21 protein-coding genes are annotated in these 21,100 nt (G+C 35.4%); 5 read left to right on the top strand and 16 right to left on the bottom strand.

Annotation, left to right across the window (positions count from 1 at the left end):
• Nucleotides 1-12: 12 nt before the first annotated feature.
• Nucleotides 13-1,527 carry an MBL fold metallo-hydrolase RNA specificity domain-containing protein gene (locus BUA73_RS03515; RefSeq protein ID WP_072902430.1) on the bottom strand — a complete coding sequence of 505 codons (1,515 nt, stop codon included), beginning with the start codon at nt 1,525-1,527 and terminating at the stop codon, nt 13-15.
• 24 nt (nt 1,528-1,551) lie between these two features.
• Entirely contained in the window at nt 1,552-2,646 is a 1,095-nt protein-coding gene (locus BUA73_RS03520; protein WP_072902432.1) for an undecaprenyldiphospho-muramoylpentapeptide beta-N-acetylglucosaminyltransferase, read from the bottom strand.
• Between the two features lie 196 nt (nt 2,647-2,842).
• On the opposite strand from BUA73_RS03520, the gene BUA73_RS03525 reads away from it, so the two are divergent.
• Together BUA73_RS03525 and BUA73_RS03530 are read left to right on the top strand one after the other, a co-directional pair.
• Nucleotides 2,843-3,037 (top strand): alpha/beta-type small acid-soluble spore protein, encoded by a 195-nt coding sequence (locus BUA73_RS03525; RefSeq protein WP_072902434.1) that lies wholly within the window; start codon nt 2,843-2,845, stop codon nt 3,035-3,037.
• 77 nt (nt 3,038-3,114) lie between these two features.
• Nucleotides 3,115-3,294 (top strand): alpha/beta-type small acid-soluble spore protein, encoded by a 180-nt coding sequence (locus BUA73_RS03530; protein ID WP_072902437.1) that lies wholly within the window; start codon nt 3,115-3,117, stop codon nt 3,292-3,294.
• 115 nt (nt 3,295-3,409) lie between these two features.
• On the opposite strand, the gene recJ is transcribed toward BUA73_RS03530, so the two are convergent.
• The 7 genes from recJ to glsA all read right to left on the bottom strand — a co-directional run bounded on the left by recJ (nt 3,410) and on the right by glsA (nt 11,881).
• On the bottom strand, nt 3,410-5,176 hold the full coding sequence (gene recJ / locus BUA73_RS03535; protein ID WP_072902440.1) for a single-stranded-DNA-specific exonuclease RecJ: 1,767 nt from the start codon (nt 5,174-5,176) through the stop codon (nt 3,410-3,412).
• Between the two features lie 14 nt (nt 5,177-5,190).
• A complete protein-coding gene (locus BUA73_RS03540) occupies nt 5,191-6,462 on the bottom strand; it encodes a M16 family metallopeptidase (RefSeq protein ID WP_072902442.1) in 1,272 nt (423 codons plus the stop codon).
• Between the two features lie 107 nt (nt 6,463-6,569).
• Entirely contained in the window at nt 6,570-7,013 is a 444-nt protein-coding gene (locus tag BUA73_RS03545) for a hypothetical protein (RefSeq protein ID WP_072902445.1), read from the bottom strand.
• Between the two features lie 72 nt (nt 7,014-7,085).
• Nucleotides 7,086-7,697, bottom strand: coding sequence for a lytic transglycosylase domain-containing protein (locus tag BUA73_RS03550; RefSeq protein ID WP_072902448.1), 612 nt, complete (start codon nt 7,695-7,697; stop codon nt 7,086-7,088).
• Nucleotides 7,694-8,290 (bottom strand): dephospho-CoA kinase, encoded by a 597-nt coding sequence (gene coaE / locus BUA73_RS03555; protein ID WP_072902451.1) that lies wholly within the window; start codon nt 8,288-8,290, stop codon nt 7,694-7,696. The genes BUA73_RS03550 and coaE overlap by 4 nt, the downstream gene beginning before the upstream one ends.
• A gap of 21 nt (nt 8,291-8,311) precedes the next feature.
• Complete coding sequence (gene polA, locus BUA73_RS03560) at nt 8,312-10,945, bottom strand: DNA polymerase I (protein WP_072902527.1); 2,634 nt, start codon at nt 10,943-10,945, stop codon at nt 8,312-8,314.
• An 18-nt stretch (nt 10,946-10,963) separates the two neighbouring features.
• Nucleotides 10,964-11,881: a glutaminase A gene (gene glsA / locus BUA73_RS03565; protein ID WP_072902453.1), complete on the bottom strand. Its 918-nt coding sequence runs from the start codon at nt 11,879-11,881 to the stop codon at nt 10,964-10,966.
• Nucleotides 11,882-12,033: 152 nt separating this feature from the next.
• Between glsA and BUA73_RS03570 the strand changes: the two genes are divergently transcribed.
• Both BUA73_RS03570 and BUA73_RS03575 read left to right on the top strand, forming a co-directional pair.
• Nucleotides 12,034-12,507, top strand: coding sequence for a DUF4883 family protein (locus BUA73_RS03570; protein WP_072902455.1), 474 nt, complete (start codon nt 12,034-12,036; stop codon nt 12,505-12,507).
• Between the two features lie 57 nt (nt 12,508-12,564).
• Nucleotides 12,565-13,398: a PHP domain-containing protein gene (locus BUA73_RS03575; RefSeq protein WP_072902458.1), complete on the top strand. Its 834-nt coding sequence runs from the start codon at nt 12,565-12,567 to the stop codon at nt 13,396-13,398.
• 69 nt (nt 13,399-13,467) lie between these two features.
• Here the strand turns inward: BUA73_RS03575 and BUA73_RS03580 are convergent, their stop codons facing one another.
• Nucleotides 13,468-14,874, bottom strand: coding sequence for an aminopeptidase (locus BUA73_RS03580; protein WP_072902460.1), 1,407 nt, complete (start codon nt 14,872-14,874; stop codon nt 13,468-13,470).
• Between the two features lie 444 nt (nt 14,875-15,318).
• Here BUA73_RS03580 and BUA73_RS13860 point away from each other — a divergent pair, with 444 nt between their 5' ends.
• Nucleotides 15,319-15,516, top strand: coding sequence for a hypothetical protein (locus tag BUA73_RS13860; RefSeq protein WP_143146967.1), 198 nt, complete (start codon nt 15,319-15,321; stop codon nt 15,514-15,516).
• Between the two features lie 352 nt (nt 15,517-15,868).
• On the opposite strand, the gene BUA73_RS03585 is transcribed toward BUA73_RS13860, so the two are convergent.
• The 6 genes from BUA73_RS03585 to BUA73_RS03610 form a co-directional block, all read right to left on the bottom strand.
• Nucleotides 15,869-16,264: a hypothetical protein gene (locus BUA73_RS03585; protein WP_072902529.1), complete on the bottom strand. Its 396-nt coding sequence runs from the start codon at nt 16,262-16,264 to the stop codon at nt 15,869-15,871.
• A gap of 31 nt (nt 16,265-16,295) precedes the next feature.
• Nucleotides 16,296-16,763: a peptide deformylase gene (gene def / locus BUA73_RS03590; RefSeq protein WP_072902463.1), complete on the bottom strand. Its 468-nt coding sequence runs from the start codon at nt 16,761-16,763 to the stop codon at nt 16,296-16,298.
• A 42-nt stretch (nt 16,764-16,805) separates the two neighbouring features.
• A complete protein-coding gene (locus BUA73_RS03595; protein WP_072902466.1) occupies nt 16,806-17,153 on the bottom strand; it encodes a hypothetical protein in 348 nt (115 codons plus the stop codon).
• A gap of 135 nt (nt 17,154-17,288) precedes the next feature.
• The gene (locus BUA73_RS03600; RefSeq protein WP_072902468.1) at nt 17,289-17,933 is read right to left on the bottom strand and encodes a V-type ATP synthase subunit D; all 645 of its coding nucleotides are present in this window, start codon (nt 17,931-17,933) and stop codon (nt 17,289-17,291) included.
• A gap of 3 nt (nt 17,934-17,936) precedes the next feature.
• The gene (locus BUA73_RS03605; RefSeq protein ID WP_072902471.1) at nt 17,937-19,319 is read right to left on the bottom strand and encodes a V-type ATP synthase subunit B; all 1,383 of its coding nucleotides are present in this window, start codon (nt 19,317-19,319) and stop codon (nt 17,937-17,939) included.
• The gene (locus BUA73_RS03610) at nt 19,312-21,090 is read right to left on the bottom strand and encodes a V-type ATP synthase subunit A (RefSeq protein WP_072902473.1); all 1,779 of its coding nucleotides are present in this window, start codon (nt 21,088-21,090) and stop codon (nt 19,312-19,314) included. Before BUA73_RS03610 ends, BUA73_RS03605 begins: the two co-directional genes overlap by 8 nt.
• Nucleotides 21,091-21,100: the final 10 nt, after the last annotated feature.

A 21,100-nucleotide genomic window follows, 5' to 3' on the forward strand; every position in this document is an offset into this window, starting at 1 on the left:
TTTTTAAATAACTTATTCATGAATTATTTCTTGCAACAATTTTAAAACTGAGTTCTTGTTGATTTCATTTATCTCTCCAAAATTTTCTATTGTCCTTAGCAATTTATCCCTTAAATCGTAATCAACAATTTTTTCCTCATCTACAAATAGAGTTTCGCCCAAATTGGCAATGGTAGAATTGTATCCATTGCTCTGCAATAACTCATTAAAACTTTCTTGAGATTTTTTATCACCGTGAACTAAAATTACTTCCTTTGGCTTTTCTTTAAATGCTGATAAAAATCTGTAAAGTCCTGCTCTATCTGCGTGGCCTGACATACCTTCTAAATTGTATATCTCAGCGTTTACAGCGATCTCTTCACCAAATAATTTTACTTTTTCAGCTCCCTCAAGAAGACTTCTTCCTAGGGTACCCTCAGCTTGATATCCAACAAACACCACAGAACATTCTGGTCTCCACAAATTATGCTTTAGGTGATGTCTTACCCGACCAGCCTCACACATACCGCTGGCGGAAATTATTATGGCACCACTTTGCACCTTATTTAAACTAGCAGAATCTCCTGGGGATTTTATAAAATCCAATCCCTGAAACTCAAGAGGATCGTCGCCCTCTAAAATCATGTCTTGTATTTCATCTTTGAATAAATTTTGGTGTTTTTTAAATATCTTCGTGGCTTCCATGGCAAGAGGACTGTCCACGTACACCTTTATGCCTTTTAGTATTTCGTTTTCTATATAGTGATTTAGCACGTATAATACATCTTGAGTCCTTCCAACGGAGAAGGATGGTATTATGATGTTACCTCCTCGCTGTACAGTTTTTTGAATTATATCCGCTAATCTATACAGTTCTTTTTTGATATCTGCGTGATACCTATCTCCATACGTGGCCTCCATAATAAGATAATCAGCATAATCCACGTAAGTAGGATTTTTTATAAGAAAAGAATCCCCATTTCCGATGTCCCCACTGTAGCAAAGCTTTATAGGTTTATTTCCCTTTTCCTCCACAAATATTTCTGTAATGGCAGCTCCTAGAAGATGGCCAGCATCTCTAAATCTAACTTTAAGCCCTGGAAAAACATCTATTAGCTCGTCGTATTCATAACCTGTAAATAGATATGTTGACAACTCCGCTATTTTTGAAGTGTAAAGAGGCTCTATTGGAGGCAAGCCCTGTCTTTTTCTCTTCCGATTTTTCCATTCCACCTCTGTTTCGTGAATATAACCACTGTCAGGTAGCATGACGGAACACAAGTCCTTAGTAGCACTAGTGCTGATTACAGTTCCTTTAAAACCCTTTTTATACAAAAGAGGTATTCTTCCGCTGTGATCGATATGGGCATGAGATAAAATAACAAACTCTATCTCTTTAGGATCGAAGTTGAAATTCGCATTGCCTACATCAGAGTCCTCAGTTCCTTGAAGAAGCCCACAGTCTAGCAATACTTTTCTTCCATTTACGATTAGCATATGACATGAACCTGTTACAGTTTTCGCAGCTCCAAAAAATTTTAATTTCACTTAAAATCACCCCTCCAATTTATTTTATGCCTTATGTTTTAAGGATTTTTCTATAAGCTGTAGAATTTTTTCTGTGGCATTTCCTAGATTGCTGTTTTCCATATTTTTGATGAAAACTTCTTGGTTTTTTCTTAACTCTTGAAGCTTTTCCATGAGAATATCTGAATTAAGATTTTCCTCTTCTATAACTATGGAGTAACCTTTTTTTCTAAATGACTCTGCATTTAATATTTGATCTCCTCTACTAGCTTTTTTTGATAAAGGGATCAAAAGGTTTGGTTTTTTTAGCGACAGTATTTCAAATATAAAATTGGCACCAGCCCTAGATATAATGTAGTCAGCAGCATTCATAAAATGCTTAAGTTCTTCATTGGCATACTCTACTTCATAGTAACCCTCCATTTTTTCTATAGAAGTGTCCATATTTCCTTTACCACATATATGAATTATATTGTATTCTTTTAAAAGATTTTGAATATTTTTTCTAACGATTTCATTTATGCACTTAGCTCCAAGGCTACCTCCAATAACAAGGAGAATTGGCTTATTGGAATTTTTAAATCCGCATATTTCTACAGCTGAGCTCCTCTTTCCAGTGAAAAGTTCACTTCTAATAGGAAGTCCCGTTACGCAGCCTTTGTTTTTATCTACATATTTTAATGTCTCTTCAAAGGTGACACATATTTTATCACAATATCTAGAAGCTAATTTATTTGCAAGACCAGGTGTAATATCGCATTCGTGAGCTATAACAGGTATGTTTAGCATACTAGCAGCCATTACCACAGGTACAGATACAAACCCGCCCTTTGAGAAAACAATATCCGGCTTTTCTTTTTTTAAAATTCTTTTTGCATCTAAAATTCCCTTTCCAACTCTGAATACATCTAGAAAGTTTCTTCCTAGATTCTTAATGTTCTTTCCTCTTCTCAACTTTCCACTGCTTATGCCAAAGTATTTTATATTAGCATTTTCAATAATATTTTTTTCTATGCCGCTTATGCTACCTATATAGCTAATCTGGTATTCCATTTCCTTTAGCCTAGGAACAAGGGCAAGATTTGGAGTTACATGACCAGCAGAACCGCCGCCTGTAAGTATTATTTTATGTTTTGTCATTCACATCACCTTATTCTTTATTATATATTATATTTTACTACTTCAATGCTATAAAAGGAACAACTTATTATGTTAAATCTTTGCAAAAGAATGGTATTAAAAGAATTATTTTTCAAATTAACCTGTAATGTACTAAAATAATTTTTCTCATACGGGATAAAATATTATTACAAAGACGAAGAGGAGGTGAAAAACAATGGCATATTCAAACAAGAACTTAGTTCCAGAAGCTAAAGAAAAATTAAACCAGTTTAAAATGGAAACTGCTAAAGAAGTTGGAGTAAACCTTAAACAGGGATACAACGGAGACTTAACAAGCAAAGAAGCTGGTTCAATCGGTGGAGAAATGGTAAAGAAGATGGTTCAGCAGTACGAAAATGGTTTAAAGTAGTAGAATAATACTTAGTAAATTTGAAACCATTAAGATTTTCATTCACTATGTATGTGAAGACTAAGGAGGAAGAAAACATGGCAAAAAGTTTAGTACCAGAAGCAAAACAAGGACTATACAATTTTAAAATGGAGACAGCTAAGGAATTAGGCGTAAACTTCACAGGGTATAACGGAAATTTAACATCTAAAGAATGCGGTTCCGTTGGTGGCGAAATGGTAAAGAAAATGGTTCAGCAATACGAGCAAAATCTTTAATTTCACTAAAGGACATTTAAACTAATCAATAAATAGATTTGTGAGATTAATATAGTTATATCAAACTAAGAACCAGGCAAAATAATATCTTATTATTGTGCCTGGTTTTTACCTTTTAATTGCTAAATCTCAGGTCTTTGCATTTTAGCTGTACAGATTTCCTGCCCATATATTCGTTGATGTCAGTATAAATAACAAAATCCATAAAAAGATTTTGTATACCTCCACGCAGCATTATGTCAAAATCAATACTTTCCTTTATAAGCATTTCTTTAAACTTTATCATCATATCTTCATAGGATATAATTTGTATATTCATTTGCTCATATTCACAATTGAGTTTTAAAACATTTTTATTTTTTCCGTATACATTTCCACCCAAGACTTTGGCATTTTTTACTCCAAAAAGTGGCTTTGAATTTCCCTTTCCGTAGGGCTCTAGCTGTTCAACATATCTTTGAAAACCTGGAGACATGTAATCTAAAGGCAATTTGTCATCCATGTGGATCACTGGTTTTATGTCTTCATCAGTCAAAGTGCAGTTTTGGTTTAAACACTTGCTCAGCTCTTCTATATTTTCTTTTTTTATAGAAAGACCTGCAGCCATAGGATGACCTCCAAATTTATGCAGTAATCCTTTGCAATTTTGAAGTTCTTCAAACATATTGTATTTTTCTATAGAGCGTCCTGAACCCTTTGGCATCTCTTTCCCATCAGTTATGACCAGAGTAGGAAGATTGTATCTATCCTTTATTCTTCCTGCCACAATCCCAGCAATGCTCTCGTGAACTTCTCCATTATACAAAACCAAAACCTTAGGTACATTTTCCCTTTCACTTAGCTCTTCCATAATTTTAGTTACATTGTAATCTGTCATTTCCTGACGCTGTTTATTGAGCTCCACCAGCTTTCCAGCCAATTCCTCGCAGTACTTTTCATCCTCACTTAAAAAAAGCTCTATGGCAATATCCGCTGTTTCTAGGCGTCCAGTGGCATTTATGCAAGGACCAATATTAAAACCTATATTGTAGCACTTTATCTCCTTATCAGCTAAGTTCAGTTGCTTTATCAAAGCTCTTATTCCCACATCTGGACTAGAGTTGATTATTCTTAGACCTTCTTTTACTATAATTCTGTTTTCATCCTGAAGGTCCACAACATCACATATTGTTCCCACAGCAGCATATTGAAGGAGCTTAATGGTTTCATCATTGTTTATATTGAACAACCTAAATAAAGCTTGAATAAACTTATAGCTTATAGCTGCACCACAAAGGTATTTGAAGGGATAAGTGCACTGTCTTCGGTGAGGGGCCACCACAGCACAAGCAGCAGGTAAAATCTCTTCAGTTGTTTTGTCCTCTTTTTCAACAAAACTTGGCTGATGATGGTCAGTCAATACCACGGGAATTCCCATTTCTCTTGCGTAATCAATTTCTTCCATGGCACTTATACCATTGTCACAAGTAATTATAACATTTGCACCCAATTTTTTCAATCTGTCTATTCCGATTTTTGACATACCGTAACCCTCTTCTTCTCTATTGGGTACATAATATATAACATCAGCTCCACAGCGCCTCAATCCTTTATACAAAATCACCGTACTGCTGACACCATCTGCATCGTAATCACCATAAATTGCTATGCGTTTTTTCTCTTCAATGGCTTCCTTAATGGTTTTCACAGCTTTTTCCATATCCATTAGCATATAAGGTTCATACAGATCTTTTGCTGTGCCATTAAAAAATTTTTTTATCTCATTTTCATCCTTTATTCCCCTGTTGAACAACACCTTTAAAAAAGAAGGGCTTATTTTAGTCTTTCTACTCAAAGGCCCTAAATCCCCTTTGAAGTTCTTAATCATCCAAATACTTTCCATGAACTCACCTGCCCTTACGTCATTATTTCTATAGTTGGATCTTTTAAAACCTTATTTACCACTGCCAATATGGTTTTTTCATCAATGGTATTTAAACATAATTCATCATAATACAAAGGAGATATATAATCATGAATTGCAAAATTATTATCATTTGAAGTAGAACAATATAATTTTTTGTCCTTTTTATCTCCCATGATTTCCATAATACAAAGCCTAAAGCTATGAACTATAGATTTTTCTAGATCAATGCTCTGCTTTAGTTTTAAATTTTTTATAGCCTTATCTATAGTCTCTGATTTTATTTTTATAATATTGTTTTTAATTTTATATATAAGCTGGTTTACAACTTCCACCGCCACGTCTGCCTTTTCACTAGAAGTGCCTAGGTAAATCTTGTAAATCTCTACACCCTTTTCATCCTTCAGTTTTGCTCCAACCTCGTAAGACAACCCTCTTTTTGTCCTAATCTCATTATACAACAGAGAGCTCACTCCTTCAGCAAAGAAATTGTTAAACACCCTAAAGTTCATAATTTCTTCAGAAGTAAGATTGTCTAATGAGTATACAAAATTGATTTTGCAGCTTTCGCTACCAATCTCATCTTTGAAAATCCCAGCAGCATTAACTTCATGTAGCACAATATGTTCTTCGCAGTATTGGGGCTTTATATCCCTGAATCCATCTTCCACAATATCTATTATTATGTCCAAATCTAAGTTGCTAGTTACAGACACAACGCAATTTTCTCCAACATAATGTTTTTTATGAAATTCCCTTATATCTTCTAAGGCTATATTTTCCAAAGTTTCGCAGTTTCCAATAATCAATTCCCTTACTCGCTTTTTTTTAAAGCCGTGGTAAAAGCAAAGATCCTCACAGTGTTGATAGGCATCCTCTTTCCATTCCTTGAGTTCCTCTTTTATAACATCCATCTCCTCCTTAAACCCTTTTTCACTAAAGGCTGGATGAATAAGAAAATCACTATGTAACTTAAAGCCCTGCTGAAAATCTTCACTAAGGCAGGTTCCATAGTATACCACATAAGGATAATTGGTCATAGCGTTGCTAAATCCAAAAAGCTCATCTATCTTTTCGTTTATCTCATGTTCATCTTTTGTATTTGTACCCTTGTATACCATGTGCTCCACCGCATGGGCAATTCCATAGTATCCCTCAGGATCTTTATTGGCACCAGCCTCAAATCCTATACAAAAGGAAGTTAGATTGCTTTGAGACTTTTTATATATAAGCCTAACACCATTTTTAAAACAAACTATATTCATAAGCACACTTTCCCTTTTAAATTATTTTATCTGACACAGTAAAAAACAATGCCCAGATGGTTTTGAAATTTAAAACCTGGGCATCGTATAACTCTTTAAATAAAACATTAAGACAATTTAAGAGCATCTTCTATAAGCTTTCTATTTTCCTCATTGACTACTTTGTTGTTATGCCAAGTTTCACTGTTTTGCATCATGGCAGCGCATATTCGTATAAGAAATCGTATACTGTTCTCGTCAACAGGACTATTAAATCCCATCTTCTTTAAAATACCAGTGCACAATTTTAGCGCTAATTTTTCCTTATCATCATTATTCATATTTAAAAGTTCGCTTTCAATATAACGAACAATATCGCCAATAAGCCTGATTATAAGTTTTTTATTGTCTGTATTAGCTTCATCGCTCTGCATTGTATTTAAAATTGCATAAGATAGTCCAAAATAATCTTCACTTATCTTTATACCCTTATCTTTAAGTAAATACAACAAATATCCTAAACCGGTTATTAGTATAACTATAAAAACATAGCTCAAAACAATTTCCGCCATTATTACCATCCCCATAACTTAGTATACTACCTTTATATGAAAGTTATGAGGGATTAGTTCCTATTTTACAAGCTATTTTGTATTGTCAACTTCCTTTGTTTCAAACTCCTGTTTATACAATTCTTTGTATTTTTCTTCATACTGCTTAATCTTCTTTACGTACTCCTTTGTCTCTGAAAAAGGGATATCCTTTAAAGTTTCACCATCATCAGAGTAACGACCATCTTGAAGCCAACTGCTCACATTTCCCCTACCGGCATTGTAGGCCGCTAGGATAATCTCATCTTTTTTCCCAAATTCCTGTCTTAAATTTTGAAGATACCAACATCCCATTTCAATATTTATAGTGGGCTCAAATAGCTTGTCCTCACTAAAATCCTTCATTCCCATCTTTTCAGCTATCCAATGTGCTGTCTTAGGTGTTATTTGCATGAGGCCCATGGCACTCTGGGAAGATTTTGCATCTTTTTTATAAGCGCTCTCTGCCTTTATAAGGGCGAACACCATATAGGGATCTAGTGAATACTTTTCAGAATTTGCAAAGACCACGTCGCTATATGTAACGGGGTATAACCTCTTTAAATCTTCTACCTTTACTGGCCTATTTTTTATGTACTTTAAACCAAACAAAACACTTAAACACGCTATAATCACCACAAATAACGCAATGAACCACTTTTTCATATCTCTACTCCTATTTCACTAAATATTTTCTTCAAAGATGCGTAGGTATCCTCTAAAGAAAAGCTGTTATCCAAAATAAAATCAGACTTTTTCATTTTTTCCTCCACGGATAACTGACATGCTAATCTTTTTAGAACGTCATCTCTGCATATTCCATCCCGCTTCATTACTCTCTCTATTTCCTTTTCCAAGTTGCAATAAACTAGAATATTATAATCCATTTTCTCATGAAGATTGTTCTCCATCAAAGTTGGCGCATCCAGTACACAACATTTTTCGCCCCTATTTTCTGCACTTTTCATTCTAAGATCTATTTCATGAAAAATATAGGGCATCACAATAGATTCTAACATTGACTTCTTATCTTTCTGTGAAAACACTAGGGAAGCCATTTTTTTTCTGTTAAGCACTCCATTTTCAACGTATTCACAGCCAAAGGCTTCCCTAATTTTTAAAACTAAATCACTGTATATTTCATAAATTTCCCTGCTTATTATATCAGCATCAATTACACAAACACCCTTATCCTTAAGGTAAGATGATATACTGCTCTTTCCTGAACCAATGGATCCCGTGAGCCCAATTTTAATCATTTTATCACCCGTACTTTGATATTACTTGGCTTCATACCAGTTTTCACCCATATTTATGTCCACTTCCATGGGAACTCTCATCTTTACGGCGCTTTCCATTTCCTTTTTTACCACATCCTTAACGATTTCCAGTTCCTCATTTAAGACATTTAGAATCAATTCATCGTGGACTTGCAATATAAGTCTTGATTTAAGCTTTAACTCTTTTAGTCTATTAAATACTTTAATCATAGCTAATTTTATTATATCCGCTGCACTGCCTTGAATAGGAGTGTTCATTGCCAACCTTTCCCCCATGGCCACTATAATTTTTTTAGAAGAATTAATTTCCGGAATGTTTCTCCTTCTGTTTAGAATTGTGGTCACATATCCCTCTTCCTTGCACTGCAAAACTATATCGTTGAGATAAGATTTTACCCCAGGGTATCTATTAAAATAAGCATCTATATAGTGTTTAGCTTCTTTTCTGCTTATTTTAAGATCCTTTGAAAGACTAAAATCACCTATGCCGTATACTATACCGAAGTTTATTGCCTTGGCATTGCTTCTCATCTCTTTTGTCACTTGATCCATAGGAATCTTGAAAGCTTCTGAGGCTGTGAGGCTGTGAATATCCTCGCTATTTTTATATGCATTTATCATATTTTCATCATTTGAAATGTGGGCCAATACCCTAAGCTCTATTTGTGAATAATCTGCAGATAGAATAACAGAGTTTTCTTCCGGAACAAAAACCTTTCTTATTTCCCTACCCATTTCATACTTTATAGGTATGTTTTGAAGGTTGGGTTCCGTGCTAGAGAGCCTTCCCGTAGTTGTAACAGCTTGATTGAAGTTGGAATGTATCTTGTCATCGGAATCAATGACAGCTGTGAGCCCTTCCACGTAGGTAGAATACAATTTCGATAGCTGTCTAAAGTAAGTTATTTTATCGATAATCTCATGTTGACCTTGAAGTTCCTCTAATACCTCCGCATTGGTTGAATAACCAGTTTTGGTTTTCTTTATCACAGGCAAATCTAACTTTTCAAAGAGAATTTTGCCTAGTTGCTTTGGTGAATTTATGTTGAATTCCTCTCCAGCCTCTTTGTAAATTGCACTGGCAGTTTCCGTGAGTTCAGAGCTAAATTTTCTGCCTAAAGAATTCAGCATTTCCCTATTAATCCTAAAGCCCTCACATTCCATGGAAGAAATAACAAGAGTCAGTGGCAGCTCCACATTGTACAATAAATCTTTCATATCTAGCTGCTCAATGTGTTCTTTTAACTTTTCTTCTACAGTTTCCATATAGAGGATAGACTCAGTTTTGTCCTTACTATCTAAAGCTAGATGACAAAAGCTCTCTGTTAAAGAATTTATTTCGTATTCCTTTTTTCCTGGATCAATTAAATAGGCCGCAATTTCAGTATCAAAGTCCATAAGATTAGGTTCTAAACCATTTAATCTCATGAAATTGTAAAACACCTTGGCACTGTGAACAACTACTTTTTTGCACTTATTTATGTTGTTGAGAAGTTCATTTACATCTTCACCTTGTAGAAACTCCATATTTATGTCATAGACCTTATCTCCTTGCATAAGTACTACATTTATGATTTTAAGTTGTGATAAGACGCTGTAGGTACTAGCCGTGTACAAAAGATATAAGGGTTTTTCATTATCTATTTTTACTTTCTTCAGTTCCTCACCATTGGATACATTCATAACACTGCAATGTCTTTTTTCTGCCGTAGCTTCTTTTTCTACTATATCTTCTTTTTCTACTTTGTGTTGTGTATCCTCCGTGGTCTCAGGTACTTTGCTATACAAAGTTTTAAACTGCAACTGTGCAAATAATTTCTGTATACCCTGAAGGTCCTTAGGTATATTGGGCTTGATATCGCTTTCATCTAATTCTACCGGAACTTCTGTCACTATGGTGGCCAACTTTTTACTGAAAATAGCCTGTTCACTGTACTCCCTTAAATTCTCTTTTAGCTTATTTCCCTTTAAATTGTCTATATTTTGAAGTACATTTTCCACGGACTTGTATTCTTGAATTAGCTTATAGGCAGTTTTTTCACCTATGCCAGGCACACCCTTTATGTTATCAGACTTATCACCCATAAGCCCCTTAACGTCGATGAACTCCTTTGGAGTGACCCCCAATTCATCCTCTATTTTCTGCCTATCGTAGATCACTGTATCCGTAATCCCCTTTTTATTTATCACAATTTTCACGTTGTCTGTGGCAAGCTGCAAGGCATCTCTATCTCCCGTAACCACGAAAACTTCCATACCATTTTTCTCAGCAAAGACCGATAAGGTACCGATGAGATCATCTGCCTCAAATCCATCCATTTCAAAAAGTTTTATCCCATAGAGCTTAAGGAATTCCTTTAAATACGGAATCTGTTGTGACAACTCTTCCGGCATTTTTTTTCGCCCAGCTTTATACTCATCATACTGAAGATGTCTGAAAGTCGGTGCCTTTCTATCAAAAGCAGCTACTATATGTTCTGTTTGGAATTCTTTTTTTATCTTGAAAACCATATTTATAAATCCGTATATGGCATTTGTATGTATTCCTTCAGAATTTGTCAAATCCGGCATAGCAAAAAAAGCCCTATACAAAAGACTGCTTCCATCTAAAATAACTAACCTATCTTTATCCAATAATCTTACCATCCTTTTTTAAAATATACTTAAATCCAACTCCTTGGACAAGGCTTCCAATACCTTAAGTCCTCCTATACTATTTCCCTTAGGATCTAGAGCCGGTCCCACAACTCCAATTCCCATTCTTCTAGGAACAGCAGCAAATATACCTCCGCCAACGCCACTTTTTGCTGGTATTCCTATGTGAACGGCAAAATCTCCTGATGCGTCGTACATACCGCACGTAACCATTATTGTCTTTATTATTCTGGCAACAGTTCTAGAAATTATTCTCTCATTGTTCCATGGCATTACACCGTCATTTGCAAGGGTTGCACCTATTCTAGCTATGTCTTTACAAGTTACCTCCATGGAGCACTGCCTAAAGTATACATCTAGAACTTCCTCCACATCCCCTTCCATAACTCCCGTACTTTTCATATAATAAGCCAAAGCCCTGTTTCTGTTTCCTGTAGACTTTTCAGAGCGATATACCTCTTCATTTATATTTATGTCTGGGTTTCCCGTTAGCTTTCGAGTAAAGTTGATTATCCTATTAAATTTTTCTTCAGCGGTTTTCCCTTCAATCAAAGATACAACGCAAATAGCACCTGCATTTATCATGGGGTTTAGGGGCTTGTTGTGGTCGTGTACTTCTAAGTTTGTAATAGAGTTAAAGGAAGCCTCTGTGGGCTCCATATCCACCTTAGAAAAAACATAATCCTTTCCATTGTCTAAGATAGCTAGCATCAAGGTCACTACCTTTGATATACTTTGTATTGTAAATTTTGTATTAAAATCTCCTGAAAAATACTCTTCTCCATTAAGTGTGGAAACGCATATGCCTAAAGCCTCTTTGTCAGCTTTGCTCAATTCCGGTATATAGGATGCCACCTCGCCTACTTCCGTCCATTTTCTACTATCATTTATTATATCATCTAATATTCTTTGCATTAAATTACTCCTTTATAACTAATTATTAGCCAACATAGCAATTTAATTATAATATATACTCTCAGCAATATAAAGCAATATTTTATATATGTACTATTGGGGCTTTTTAAAGCATAAACTATGTATTATTAGCCAAAGGATGTGATGAAACCATGAAAAAATTTCTTATAGCACTTATAATGTTGTGTTTTATTTTTACCTGTGGGTGTGAAAAAGCTATTCTATTAAATTCAAAGAAAGAAAAGCCCTCTCCTAAGTACTATTCTGAAAAATTAATTAACTCTTTTTCTTCTGGCAGCTGCAAAGTGAGGATACTATCCACAGACTTTTATAGAAGTGTAGCTATAGATGAAGTCTATTATCTCACCATAAGGAAATTTTTTAAATACGTACCCAAAGAAAACTTCGGTGTAAAACCAGATTTCTCAAAGATCAGCCCCAAATACAAGATGTTCATAGACTTTAATGACAATCAAAGGTACGTTATTAATATATACAACGAATCACTTATAACAGTATTCCCATGGGATGGCATATACGACGTAGACTGTATTTCCATGCAAAATACATATACCTCCTATAATCTCTTTTACCTCTGCGATTATATAACAAAAAATCTTAAGTGAACTCACTTGATATAGGTGGATGTGGTGTGATAAACTGAAGCATAAGTAGGTGATAAAATGATAAAAGCAGATTTACATACCCATTCAAATTTTTCTGATGGAATTTTGAGCCCTGAAGATCTGATCTTAAAAGCTAGCAATTGTGGACTACAGATTATTTCTATTACAGATCACGATACCATGAAATATGGGCGCACTTTGATAGATTTTGCAAAGGAAAATGGAGTTACCCTTATACCAGGTATTGAGTTAACCACCCTTCACAAAGGCGGAAATATACATCTTCTAGGTTACTTTAAAGATGACTCCTATACAGACTCAATATTTCAAGATAACTTATATTTTCTCCAAACAAAAAGGATGGAACGGGCAAAAAAAATGGTGGACAATTTAAAAGAATTCTATAATATAATAATAGACTTCCAACATTTAATCCACAGTTCCAATTCCCTAATCGCAAGACCTCATATAGCAAAAGCCATAATCGAGGCCGGTTACAACTATACCTTTACAGAGTTATTTGACAGTGTTTTAAGCAAAAAAAGCAAGGCTTACATACCAAACTTCGGTTTGACTTTAGAGGAAGGTATTCAGCTCTTACACAAGTACAATGCCATCACAGTAATAGCCCATCCCACTCTTATGAGAAGTAACTCAATAGAAGATTTAATGGATATGCCATTCCAAGGTATAGAGGCTATTTACCCTCAAAACAAACCCTTAGAAACAGAAAAATTCATAGCCCTAGCAGAGGCCCACAATAAATTGTATACAGCGGGTTCTGACTACCATGGAATAAACGGGGACATAAAGCATGGCGCCATGGGAGATTATACTCTCACCGGAAGTGCCCTTGAAAGATTCCTTCAGTGTTTAAATGCCAAAGTATAAAATAACCCTATAATTAAACTGCGAATGCATTTTTATATTACATCCGCAGTTTTTTTTATATTTTTTTTATTATATTTCTTTTAAGAATACTTCATATGCCCTGCATGTTTCGTATATATCAGCCTTACTTGCCAATTCGTATGGAGCGTGCATGCTGTGAAGCGCTACACCTGAGTCTATAACGTCCATTCCGTATTGTGCCAAAATGTAAGCTATAGTTCCGCCGCCACCCTGGTCTACTTTTCCAAGTTCGGCAGTCTGCCAAGCTACATTGTTTCTATCAAGTATGTTTCTAAGCTGTGCTAAATATTCAGCATTGGCATCATTACAGCCAGATTTACCTCTTGAACCAGTGTACTTATTGAATACAATACCTCTTCCAAAATATGCTGAGTTATTCTTTTCAAAAGCATCTGCAAAACTTGGATCAAAGGCAGCACTTACATCTGAAGATAGCATTTTTGAATTTGCTAGAGTTCTTCTTACCTTTAAGTCAGTGTAGTTTGACTCTTTAAGGTTAATTATTTCTGCTAAAGCATTTTCAAAGAATCTTGAATGCATTCCTGTTGCACCTATGCTTCCAACTTCTTCTTTATCTACTAGAAGAGTAACGCATGTCTTGTCGCACTGTTCAATGTTTAACATAGCTTCAAAGGAAGTATAAGAACAGATTCTATCATCGTGTCCGTAAGCTAAAACCATAGAGTTATCAAGTCCAAAATGTTTTGCTCTTCCAGCTGGCACGATTTCAATCTCTGCTGATACAAAATCTGCTTCTGTAATACCGTATTTCTTATTTAAAATGTTTAGTATATTTAATTTAACTCTCTCTTTAAGATCCTTGTCTTCCACTGGAATAGATCCTACCATCACATTTAGCTGTTCGCCTTCTATAGCTTTTCCTAAAGTCTTTTCCATCTGGCTTCCTGCTAAGTGCACTAATAAATCAGAAATACCAACTACTGGCTCGTTTTCTTCTTCACCAAATACCACCTTTGTAACTGTTCCATCTTTTTTAACAAATACACCGTGTATTGCTAAAGGAAGAGTTAGCCACTGGTACTTCTTAATGCCGCCGTAATAATGAGTCTTAAGATAAGCTAATTCCGCTTCTTCAAATAGTGGATTTTGTTTTAAATCCAATCTTGGTGAGTCAATGTGGGCACCTAGAATTCTAAGTCCAGATTCAATTGGTTCAGTACCAATAAGGAACATAGCAAGAGCCTTTCCCATATGATTTACATATATCTTGTCTCCAGCTTTTATGCTGTTACCATGGCTAATGATTTCGGTTAAATTCTTATAACCATTTTTTTCTGCTCTTATAACAAATTCGTCTACACACTCTCTCTCTGTTTTGCACAAAGACATAAAGTCGATGTATCTCTGTGATAAGGCCATAACCTCATCTAACTCTTTACTATCATATTTTTCCCAAGCCGTGCTGAATTTTCTTTTTAAGTCTAACTGTTCCATCTTCTACCTCCTAAAATAATATAATAGTTACACTACTAAACCATTATATCACAATATTTATATATGTTAAGCAAATTAAATATACTTTTTCACAATAAGATAATTTATATTTTTTTAAAATACATCAATTATTCTTTCTTTATAATTCTACATATTTCAATGAAATTTTTTCCATAGTCTTTTGCCCTTTCCCCACAAATCGCATTTTGTTATATTTTTACATAAGCTGCTAATGTGTTTTTATGTAGAAATTTGTCGTATTACTGCGATTTGTGTAAAACGATTTAGATTAACAATCGTGGAACTATTTGCTACAATTAAACTACAACAAACAATTTTCACAAAATTATTTGTTCTATTGTTGACTTTAGACCTAAAAATATATTTCTGTAAAAGAATAGAAAGTCACTTTTATTTATTATTTTTTTAAGAGAGGGATCAAACATGAGAAAAAACATTATCTATGGTAAAATCGCCATATTAAAATGGTTCTTAGATTTTACACTGAAGTACTTCAGCCACACCAACAGCATGGTGGTCTTGCTGAGCAAGTTTCTTGACAAGTATATTGTTAAATACCAAATGATTCGTTATGCGGAGTACAAAAGACGTCAGAGCTTTAGCGGATTTCAATTAACATAATTTTATTAGTAAACACCGATATGCCCTTATCTGCATTCGGTGTTTACTTTTCCAATAAAAAAAAGCCTTTCGGCTTGTTTTTAGAAAAATATATGCCCAGAATGCCGTCCCCTCATATGTTCAATACCCGCCCTTAAGCAGGTGGGCTTCACTCATCAGATTCCTATCTCCTCCTGCAAGCATAAGCTTAATTACTGGAGTCTGATATTCCTCTGCATTTTGTAAATCCCATAAATCAAATGTCGGTTGAACATTATAAGTTACACGAACATACCAGGCATATACTTTTCTTTACATTATTATAACATACTTCATCTATTTTTCAAGTTAAATTGAAAATTTATTTACAACTCTATAAAATCTCTGTTATATAGTCCTCTAGATCAAACTCTAGTCCTTCATGGTAAAATGCCACAACGAAGGTGTTGTATTGGTATTCTTCCATATCCATATCAAAACTCAAAAGCTGATACTGAAGATTTAAGTCTTCACTCAAATCCCTTATGATATCCTCCACGTTGTCAATGGCTATATCGCTAAGGTACGGTATAAAGTAATCATCATAGTATCCGAAATCATGGTTTCCTTCCTCGCACTCTGCGTCAGCATATGCTTCCGCACCTTCAACTTCCACCTCATCAAAATAGTAATTCATGCGAACCACATATACGTCTTCTTTTGATATTTTAATTTCTTTTATGTCATCTAAGTCATTTTCCTCAAGATATGAAAGGATTTCTTTTTTCATTGGGACATCTCCTTTTGGTTTAAAATCCATATTATTCCTCATCATCTCTATATACAAATTTAGTTCTATCAGTATAAACTATGCCGTCTAAATGGTCTAATTCGTGGCAAAAACATCTAGCTAACATACCCGTTGCTTTGTATGATACCTTTTTTCCATTTACATCGTTTCCGAAAACTGTTACAGCTTTTGGCCTAACCACCTCACCAGTGTAGCCAGGATAACTAAGACAACCCTCGTAGCCTGTTACAGTACCACTTTGAGATATAATCTTAGGGTTTAGAATTAAGATTGGCTCACTGCCATCCCTCATATCTATTAAAACTATCCTGTGTAACTCACCTATTTGTGGTGCAGCAAGACCAACTCCATCGCTATTATACAAAGTGTCCTTTAAGTCCTCAATTATCTCAAGGATATGATTATCTATAGTTTTTACTTTTTCACATTTTTTATGCAGTTGTGGTTCATCAAATGTCAATATCTTTCTTATAGTCATAAGCAAATAAAGGTGTATTCCTTTCTCCTTTCATTATTTTCCTTAGATATACTGATCCGTATACTCCGTCTCCAGGTACAATTCATAAAGCTTCAACGCCTCTACTTCAGGAATTTTCCCATCCTCAAGTTTTCTATACAAAATATACAATTTTAGATTTAAATCCTTGTCCTTTGTGGTTCTCATCTTGTATTTAATTTGTTCGATTAAAGTTTCTCCCTCAAAACTGCACTCTCCACTGGTGCAATCGTTCTTTTTAAGTGCCTCCAAGGCCTCTGTAGCTAAGTAATTTATTTCTTTTTCGGAAGTTTTCTTTATTTTTTCTAGGTTTTTTATTACAATTTCCAAAGCTTGCTTTTCAATTAAGACTCTCGACGTTTCAAACTCCATTTTTACCCCTCCAAATTCAACTTAATAAAATAATATCATATATTTAATTACTTTTCAAACATATACTTTTTCTAAGATAAACAAATATACGCAAATTAAAATGGAGTAGGCACAATACGCCATACTCCATTTTTACTAAGCTTGCTTTTCCTGTAACATAGATTTTACTTTCATAAGTCTTGTTAAAGCGCCTCTTTCGTTTTCCTCAAGCTTCATTTTAATGTACTTTACAGTCTCTTGTAGCTGAGGAATAGTCATATACTCAAGAGCATTAACTCTTCTTCTAGTCTTCTCAATCTCATCTGCCATTAGCTGACATGATTTTTCAACTTCAGCAAGCTCTAAAAGCTTTGGCAAAATGCCGTACAATTTTTCAATGGAACCATCAAGATCACTAGATGTATTTGCAAAACCATAAGGGTAAATGCTTCCACTCTGGTCTTCCATCTCTCTTTTAAATTCCATCTCAGGAACATTAACGCTCATTATGTTTTTAGTCCTTATATCCACAGATATGTTTTCCTTTGGAAACATGATAGCTTCCTCTAGAAATTCTGATGACATAAGAGCTCTTGCCATAACAAAATCCTTAAAAGCACCTGATAACTCTTCTTCTACGCTTTTTCTAAGCTCATTATTGTGTTTTACAAGGTCGATAAATCTTCTCATAAGCTCATCTTGCTTATCCTTTAAAAGCTTATGACCTCTTGTAGCCGTTACAAGCCTTTTTTTCAGCTTTGTAAGCTCCATTCTGGTTGGGTTTACGTTAAGTTTTGCCAAGGTTTACTCACCTTCTTTTTTAGGCAGATATTTCTCCAAGAACTCATCTCTAATTCTCTTTAACTCGTTCTTAGGAAGTATACTTAATAGTTTCCATCCTAAATTTAATGTTTCTTCTACAGTTCTATTTGTGTCAAAGCCCTGAGAAACGTATTCATTTTCAAAAGCCTCTGCAAATTTTGCAAACTGCTTATCTGTATCGGATAATGCAGATTCTCCTAGGATTACTGCTAGTTCCTTTGCTTCCTTACCTTGAGCGTATGCAGAGAACAATTGGTTCATTGTATCTGCATGGTCTTCTCTAGTCTTGCCTTTACCAACACCCTTATCCTTAAGTCTTGATAGTGATGGTAAAACATCTATTGGAGGCATAATTCCTCTCTTATATAATTCTCTTGAAAGGATTATCTGTCCTTCTGTGATGTATCCAGTTAAGTCTGGAATTGGATGAGTTTTATCATCTTCAGGCATAGTAAGAATTGGAATCTGAGTTATAGAACCACTTTTTCCTTCAAGTCTTCCTGCTCTTTCATATAGAGTAGAAAGGTCAGTGTAAAGGTATCCTGGATATCCTCTTCTTCCTGGAACTTCTTTTCTAGCCGCTGATACTTCACGCAAAGCCTCTGCGTAGTTTGTAATATCAGTCATGATAACAAGTACATGCATATCTTTTTCGTAGGCAAGATACTCAGCTGCTGTAAGAGCCATTCTTGGAGTAGCTATTCTCTCTACAGCTGGGTCAGATGCCAAGTTCATGAATAGAACTGATCTATCGATAGCACCTGTTTCCTTAAATTCATCTACGAAATACTCAGCTTCTTCAAAGGTAATACCTATAGCTGCAAAGACAACGGCAAATTTTGAGTCAGAGTTTAAAACCTTTGCCTGTCTCGCAATCTGAGCTGCCAACTGTGCGTGTGGTAAACCTGAGCCTGAGAACACTGGAAGTTTCTGACCTCTAACAAGAGTGTTCAGTCCATCTATAGCTGAAATACCAGTTTGAATAAATTCAGATGGGTAGTCTCTTGCTACAGGATTTATAGCCTCACCATTTATATCTACAGTTTTATCTGGAAGAATTTCAGGACCTTGATCCTTTGGTCTTCCAAGTCCATCAAATACTCTTCCAAGCATATCCTCAGATACACCAAGTTCTAGAGGTCTTCCCTGGAATCTTACCCTAGTACCCTTAAGATTGATTCCAGAAGAACCTTCGAACAACTGGACAAGAGCCTTGTCTCCGTTTATCTCAAGTACCTTACCATTTCTCTTTTCACCTGTCTGAAGTTCAATTTCAACTAGCTCGTCGTACTTTACACCCTCAACCTGATCAACTAGCATCAAAGGACCAACGACTTCTCTAACGGTTCTGTATTCCTTAAGCATTCTCTACCACACCTCCTTTTGCAATTAAATTTTCCATGTCTTCTCTTAAATCTTCTCTTACTTTATCTATTTCATTTATATTATCTTCGTGAATATACTTAGCTCTTGCTATCCTATCTCTTATTTCCATGCACAATATGCTATTTAAGTACACCCCTGCCTTAAGAGCCTTCTTACCATAATCGTAGAAAGACAATACAAGCTTCAACATTTTGTACTGCTTATCAAGGGAAGTATAGGTATCTACCTCATGGAAAGCGTTCTGCTGAAGATAATCTTCTCTTACAGATTTTGCAACCTCAAGTTTTAATCTATCAGACTCAGAAAGGGCATCAATACCTACAAGTCTTACAATTTCCTGAAGTTTTTCTTCATCTTGAAGTATTGTCATAGCTTCAGTTGTAAGTTTCGTCCAGTCAGAAGCCACATTGTCATTTATCCATGTACCAATTTTATCTAAGTACAAGGAGTATGAGTTCAACCAGTTGATGGATGGGAAATGTCTCTTGTATGCAAGCTGAGCATCAAGACCCCAGTAAACTTTAACTATTCTAAGTGTAGACTGGGTAACTGGCTCTGATATATCTCCACCTGGAGGAGAAACCGCACCTATAGCTGTAACTGCTCCTTCTCTACCATCTTTACCTAAACAAATAACCTTACCTGCTCTTTCATAATAGTCAGCAAGTCTTGAACCAAGGTATGCTGGATAACCTTCATCACCTGGCATCTCCTCAAGTCTTCCTGACATCTCTCTTAGTGCCTCAGCCCATCTAGATGTAGAGTCAGCCATGATTGATATTGAGTATCCCATATCTCTGAAGTACTCAGCAATGGTGATACCAGTGTATATGGAAGCTTCTCTCGCTGCAACTGGCATGTTTGATGTGTTTGCAATAAGAACAGTTCTCTTCATCAAGCTTTCACCTGTTTTTGGGTCCTTAAGCTCTGGGAACTCCTTAAGAACGTCAGTCATCTCATTACCACGTTCACCACATCCAACGTACACAACGATTTCAGCATCTCCCCATTTTGCTATCTGGTGCTGAACAACAGTCTTACCAGCTCCGAATGGTCCTGGAACTGCAGCAGCTCCACCCTTTGTAACTGGGAAGAAAGTGTCTATAACTCTCTGTCCTGTTATCATAGGTTCCATTGGGTTAAGCTTTGATGCAAAAGGTCTTCCTTTTCTTACAGGCCATTTTTGCATCATTGAAAGTTCCTTATCTCCATCTTCAGTACTTAAAATACATACTGTGTCTTCAACAGTGAACTCTCCACTTTTTATATCCTTAACTTTTCCCTTTATACCGTATGGCACCATAATCTTGTGAAGAACAACAGAAGTCTCCTGAACTGTACCAATTATATCTCCTGCCTCAACTTCATCTCCTATGGATACTGTAGGAACAAAATCCCATTTCAATTCTCTATTAAGAGATTTTAAGGAAATACCCTTAGTTAAAAATGCCGACTTTGATATTTCTCTAAAACGATCAAGCGGTCTCTGTATACCATCAAACATGGAAGCTACTAGACCTGGTCCAAGTTCCACGCTAAGAGGTTCACCTGTACTTACAACTGGGTCCCCAGGTCCTATACCTGAAGTCTCTTCGTAAACCTGAATAGACGCTCTATCGCCTCTCATTTCAATTATTTCACCTATAAGACCCTTTTCTCCAACTTTTACAACGTCGAAGACATTGGCCTCATCCATATCCATGGCAACAACCAATGGACCTGAAACTTTAATAATCTTACCGATTTTCAAGTTTTCCTAC

The sequence above is a fragment of the Hathewaya proteolytica DSM 3090 genome (genome assembly GCF_900142225.1).
Taxonomy (GTDB): Bacteria; Bacillota; Clostridia; order Clostridiales; family Clostridiaceae; genus Hathewaya; species Hathewaya proteolytica.

What these genes read in the sequence shown, in the direction of transcription:
- BUA73_RS03520 (WP_072902432.1), bottom strand. Translation starts at nt 2,646, where the DNA reads ATGACAAAACATAAAATAATACTTACAGGCGGCGGTTCTGCTGGTCAT.
- def (WP_072902463.1), bottom strand. Translation starts at nt 16,763, where the DNA reads ATGACTATAAGAAAGATATTGACATTTGATGAACCACAACTGCATAAA.
- BUA73_RS03585 (WP_072902529.1), bottom strand. Translation starts at nt 16,264, where the DNA reads ATGAAAAAAGAAATCCTTTCATATCTTGAGGAAAATGACTTAGATGAC.
- BUA73_RS03570 (WP_072902455.1), top strand. Translation starts at nt 12,034, where the DNA reads ATGAAAAAATTTCTTATAGCACTTATAATGTTGTGTTTTATTTTTACC.
- BUA73_RS03525 (WP_072902434.1), top strand. Translation starts at nt 2,843, where the DNA reads ATGGCATATTCAAACAAGAACTTAGTTCCAGAAGCTAAAGAAAAATTA.
- BUA73_RS03575 (WP_072902458.1), top strand. Translation starts at nt 12,565, where the DNA reads ATGATAAAAGCAGATTTACATACCCATTCAAATTTTTCTGATGGAATT.
- coaE (WP_072902451.1), bottom strand. Translation starts at nt 8,290, where the DNA reads ATGATTAAAATTGGGCTCACGGGATCCATTGGTTCAGGAAAGAGCAGT.
- BUA73_RS03545 (WP_072902445.1), bottom strand. Translation starts at nt 7,013, where the DNA reads ATGGCGGAAATTGTTTTGAGCTATGTTTTTATAGTTATACTAATAACC.
- BUA73_RS03530 (WP_072902437.1), top strand. Translation starts at nt 3,115, where the DNA reads ATGGCAAAAAGTTTAGTACCAGAAGCAAAACAAGGACTATACAATTTT.
- BUA73_RS03605 (WP_072902471.1), bottom strand. Translation starts at nt 19,319, where the DNA reads ATGCTTAAGGAATACAGAACCGTTAGAGAAGTCGTTGGTCCTTTGATG.
- BUA73_RS03595 (WP_072902466.1), bottom strand. Translation starts at nt 17,153, where the DNA reads ATGGAGTTTGAAACGTCGAGAGTCTTAATTGAAAAGCAAGCTTTGGAA.
- glsA (WP_072902453.1), bottom strand. Translation starts at nt 11,881, where the DNA reads ATGCAAAGAATATTAGATGATATAATAAATGATAGTAGAAAATGGACG.
- BUA73_RS03550 (WP_072902448.1), bottom strand. Translation starts at nt 7,697, where the DNA reads ATGAAAAAGTGGTTCATTGCGTTATTTGTGGTGATTATAGCGTGTTTA.
- BUA73_RS13860 (WP_143146967.1), top strand. Translation starts at nt 15,319, where the DNA reads ATGAGAAAAAACATTATCTATGGTAAAATCGCCATATTAAAATGGTTC.
- BUA73_RS03580 (WP_072902460.1), bottom strand. Translation starts at nt 14,874, where the DNA reads ATGGAACAGTTAGACTTAAAAAGAAAATTCAGCACGGCTTGGGAAAAA.
- BUA73_RS03540 (WP_072902442.1), bottom strand. Translation starts at nt 6,462, where the DNA reads ATGAATATAGTTTGTTTTAAAAATGGTGTTAGGCTTATATATAAAAAG.
- recJ (WP_072902440.1), bottom strand. Translation starts at nt 5,176, where the DNA reads ATGGAAAGTATTTGGATGATTAAGAACTTCAAAGGGGATTTAGGGCCT.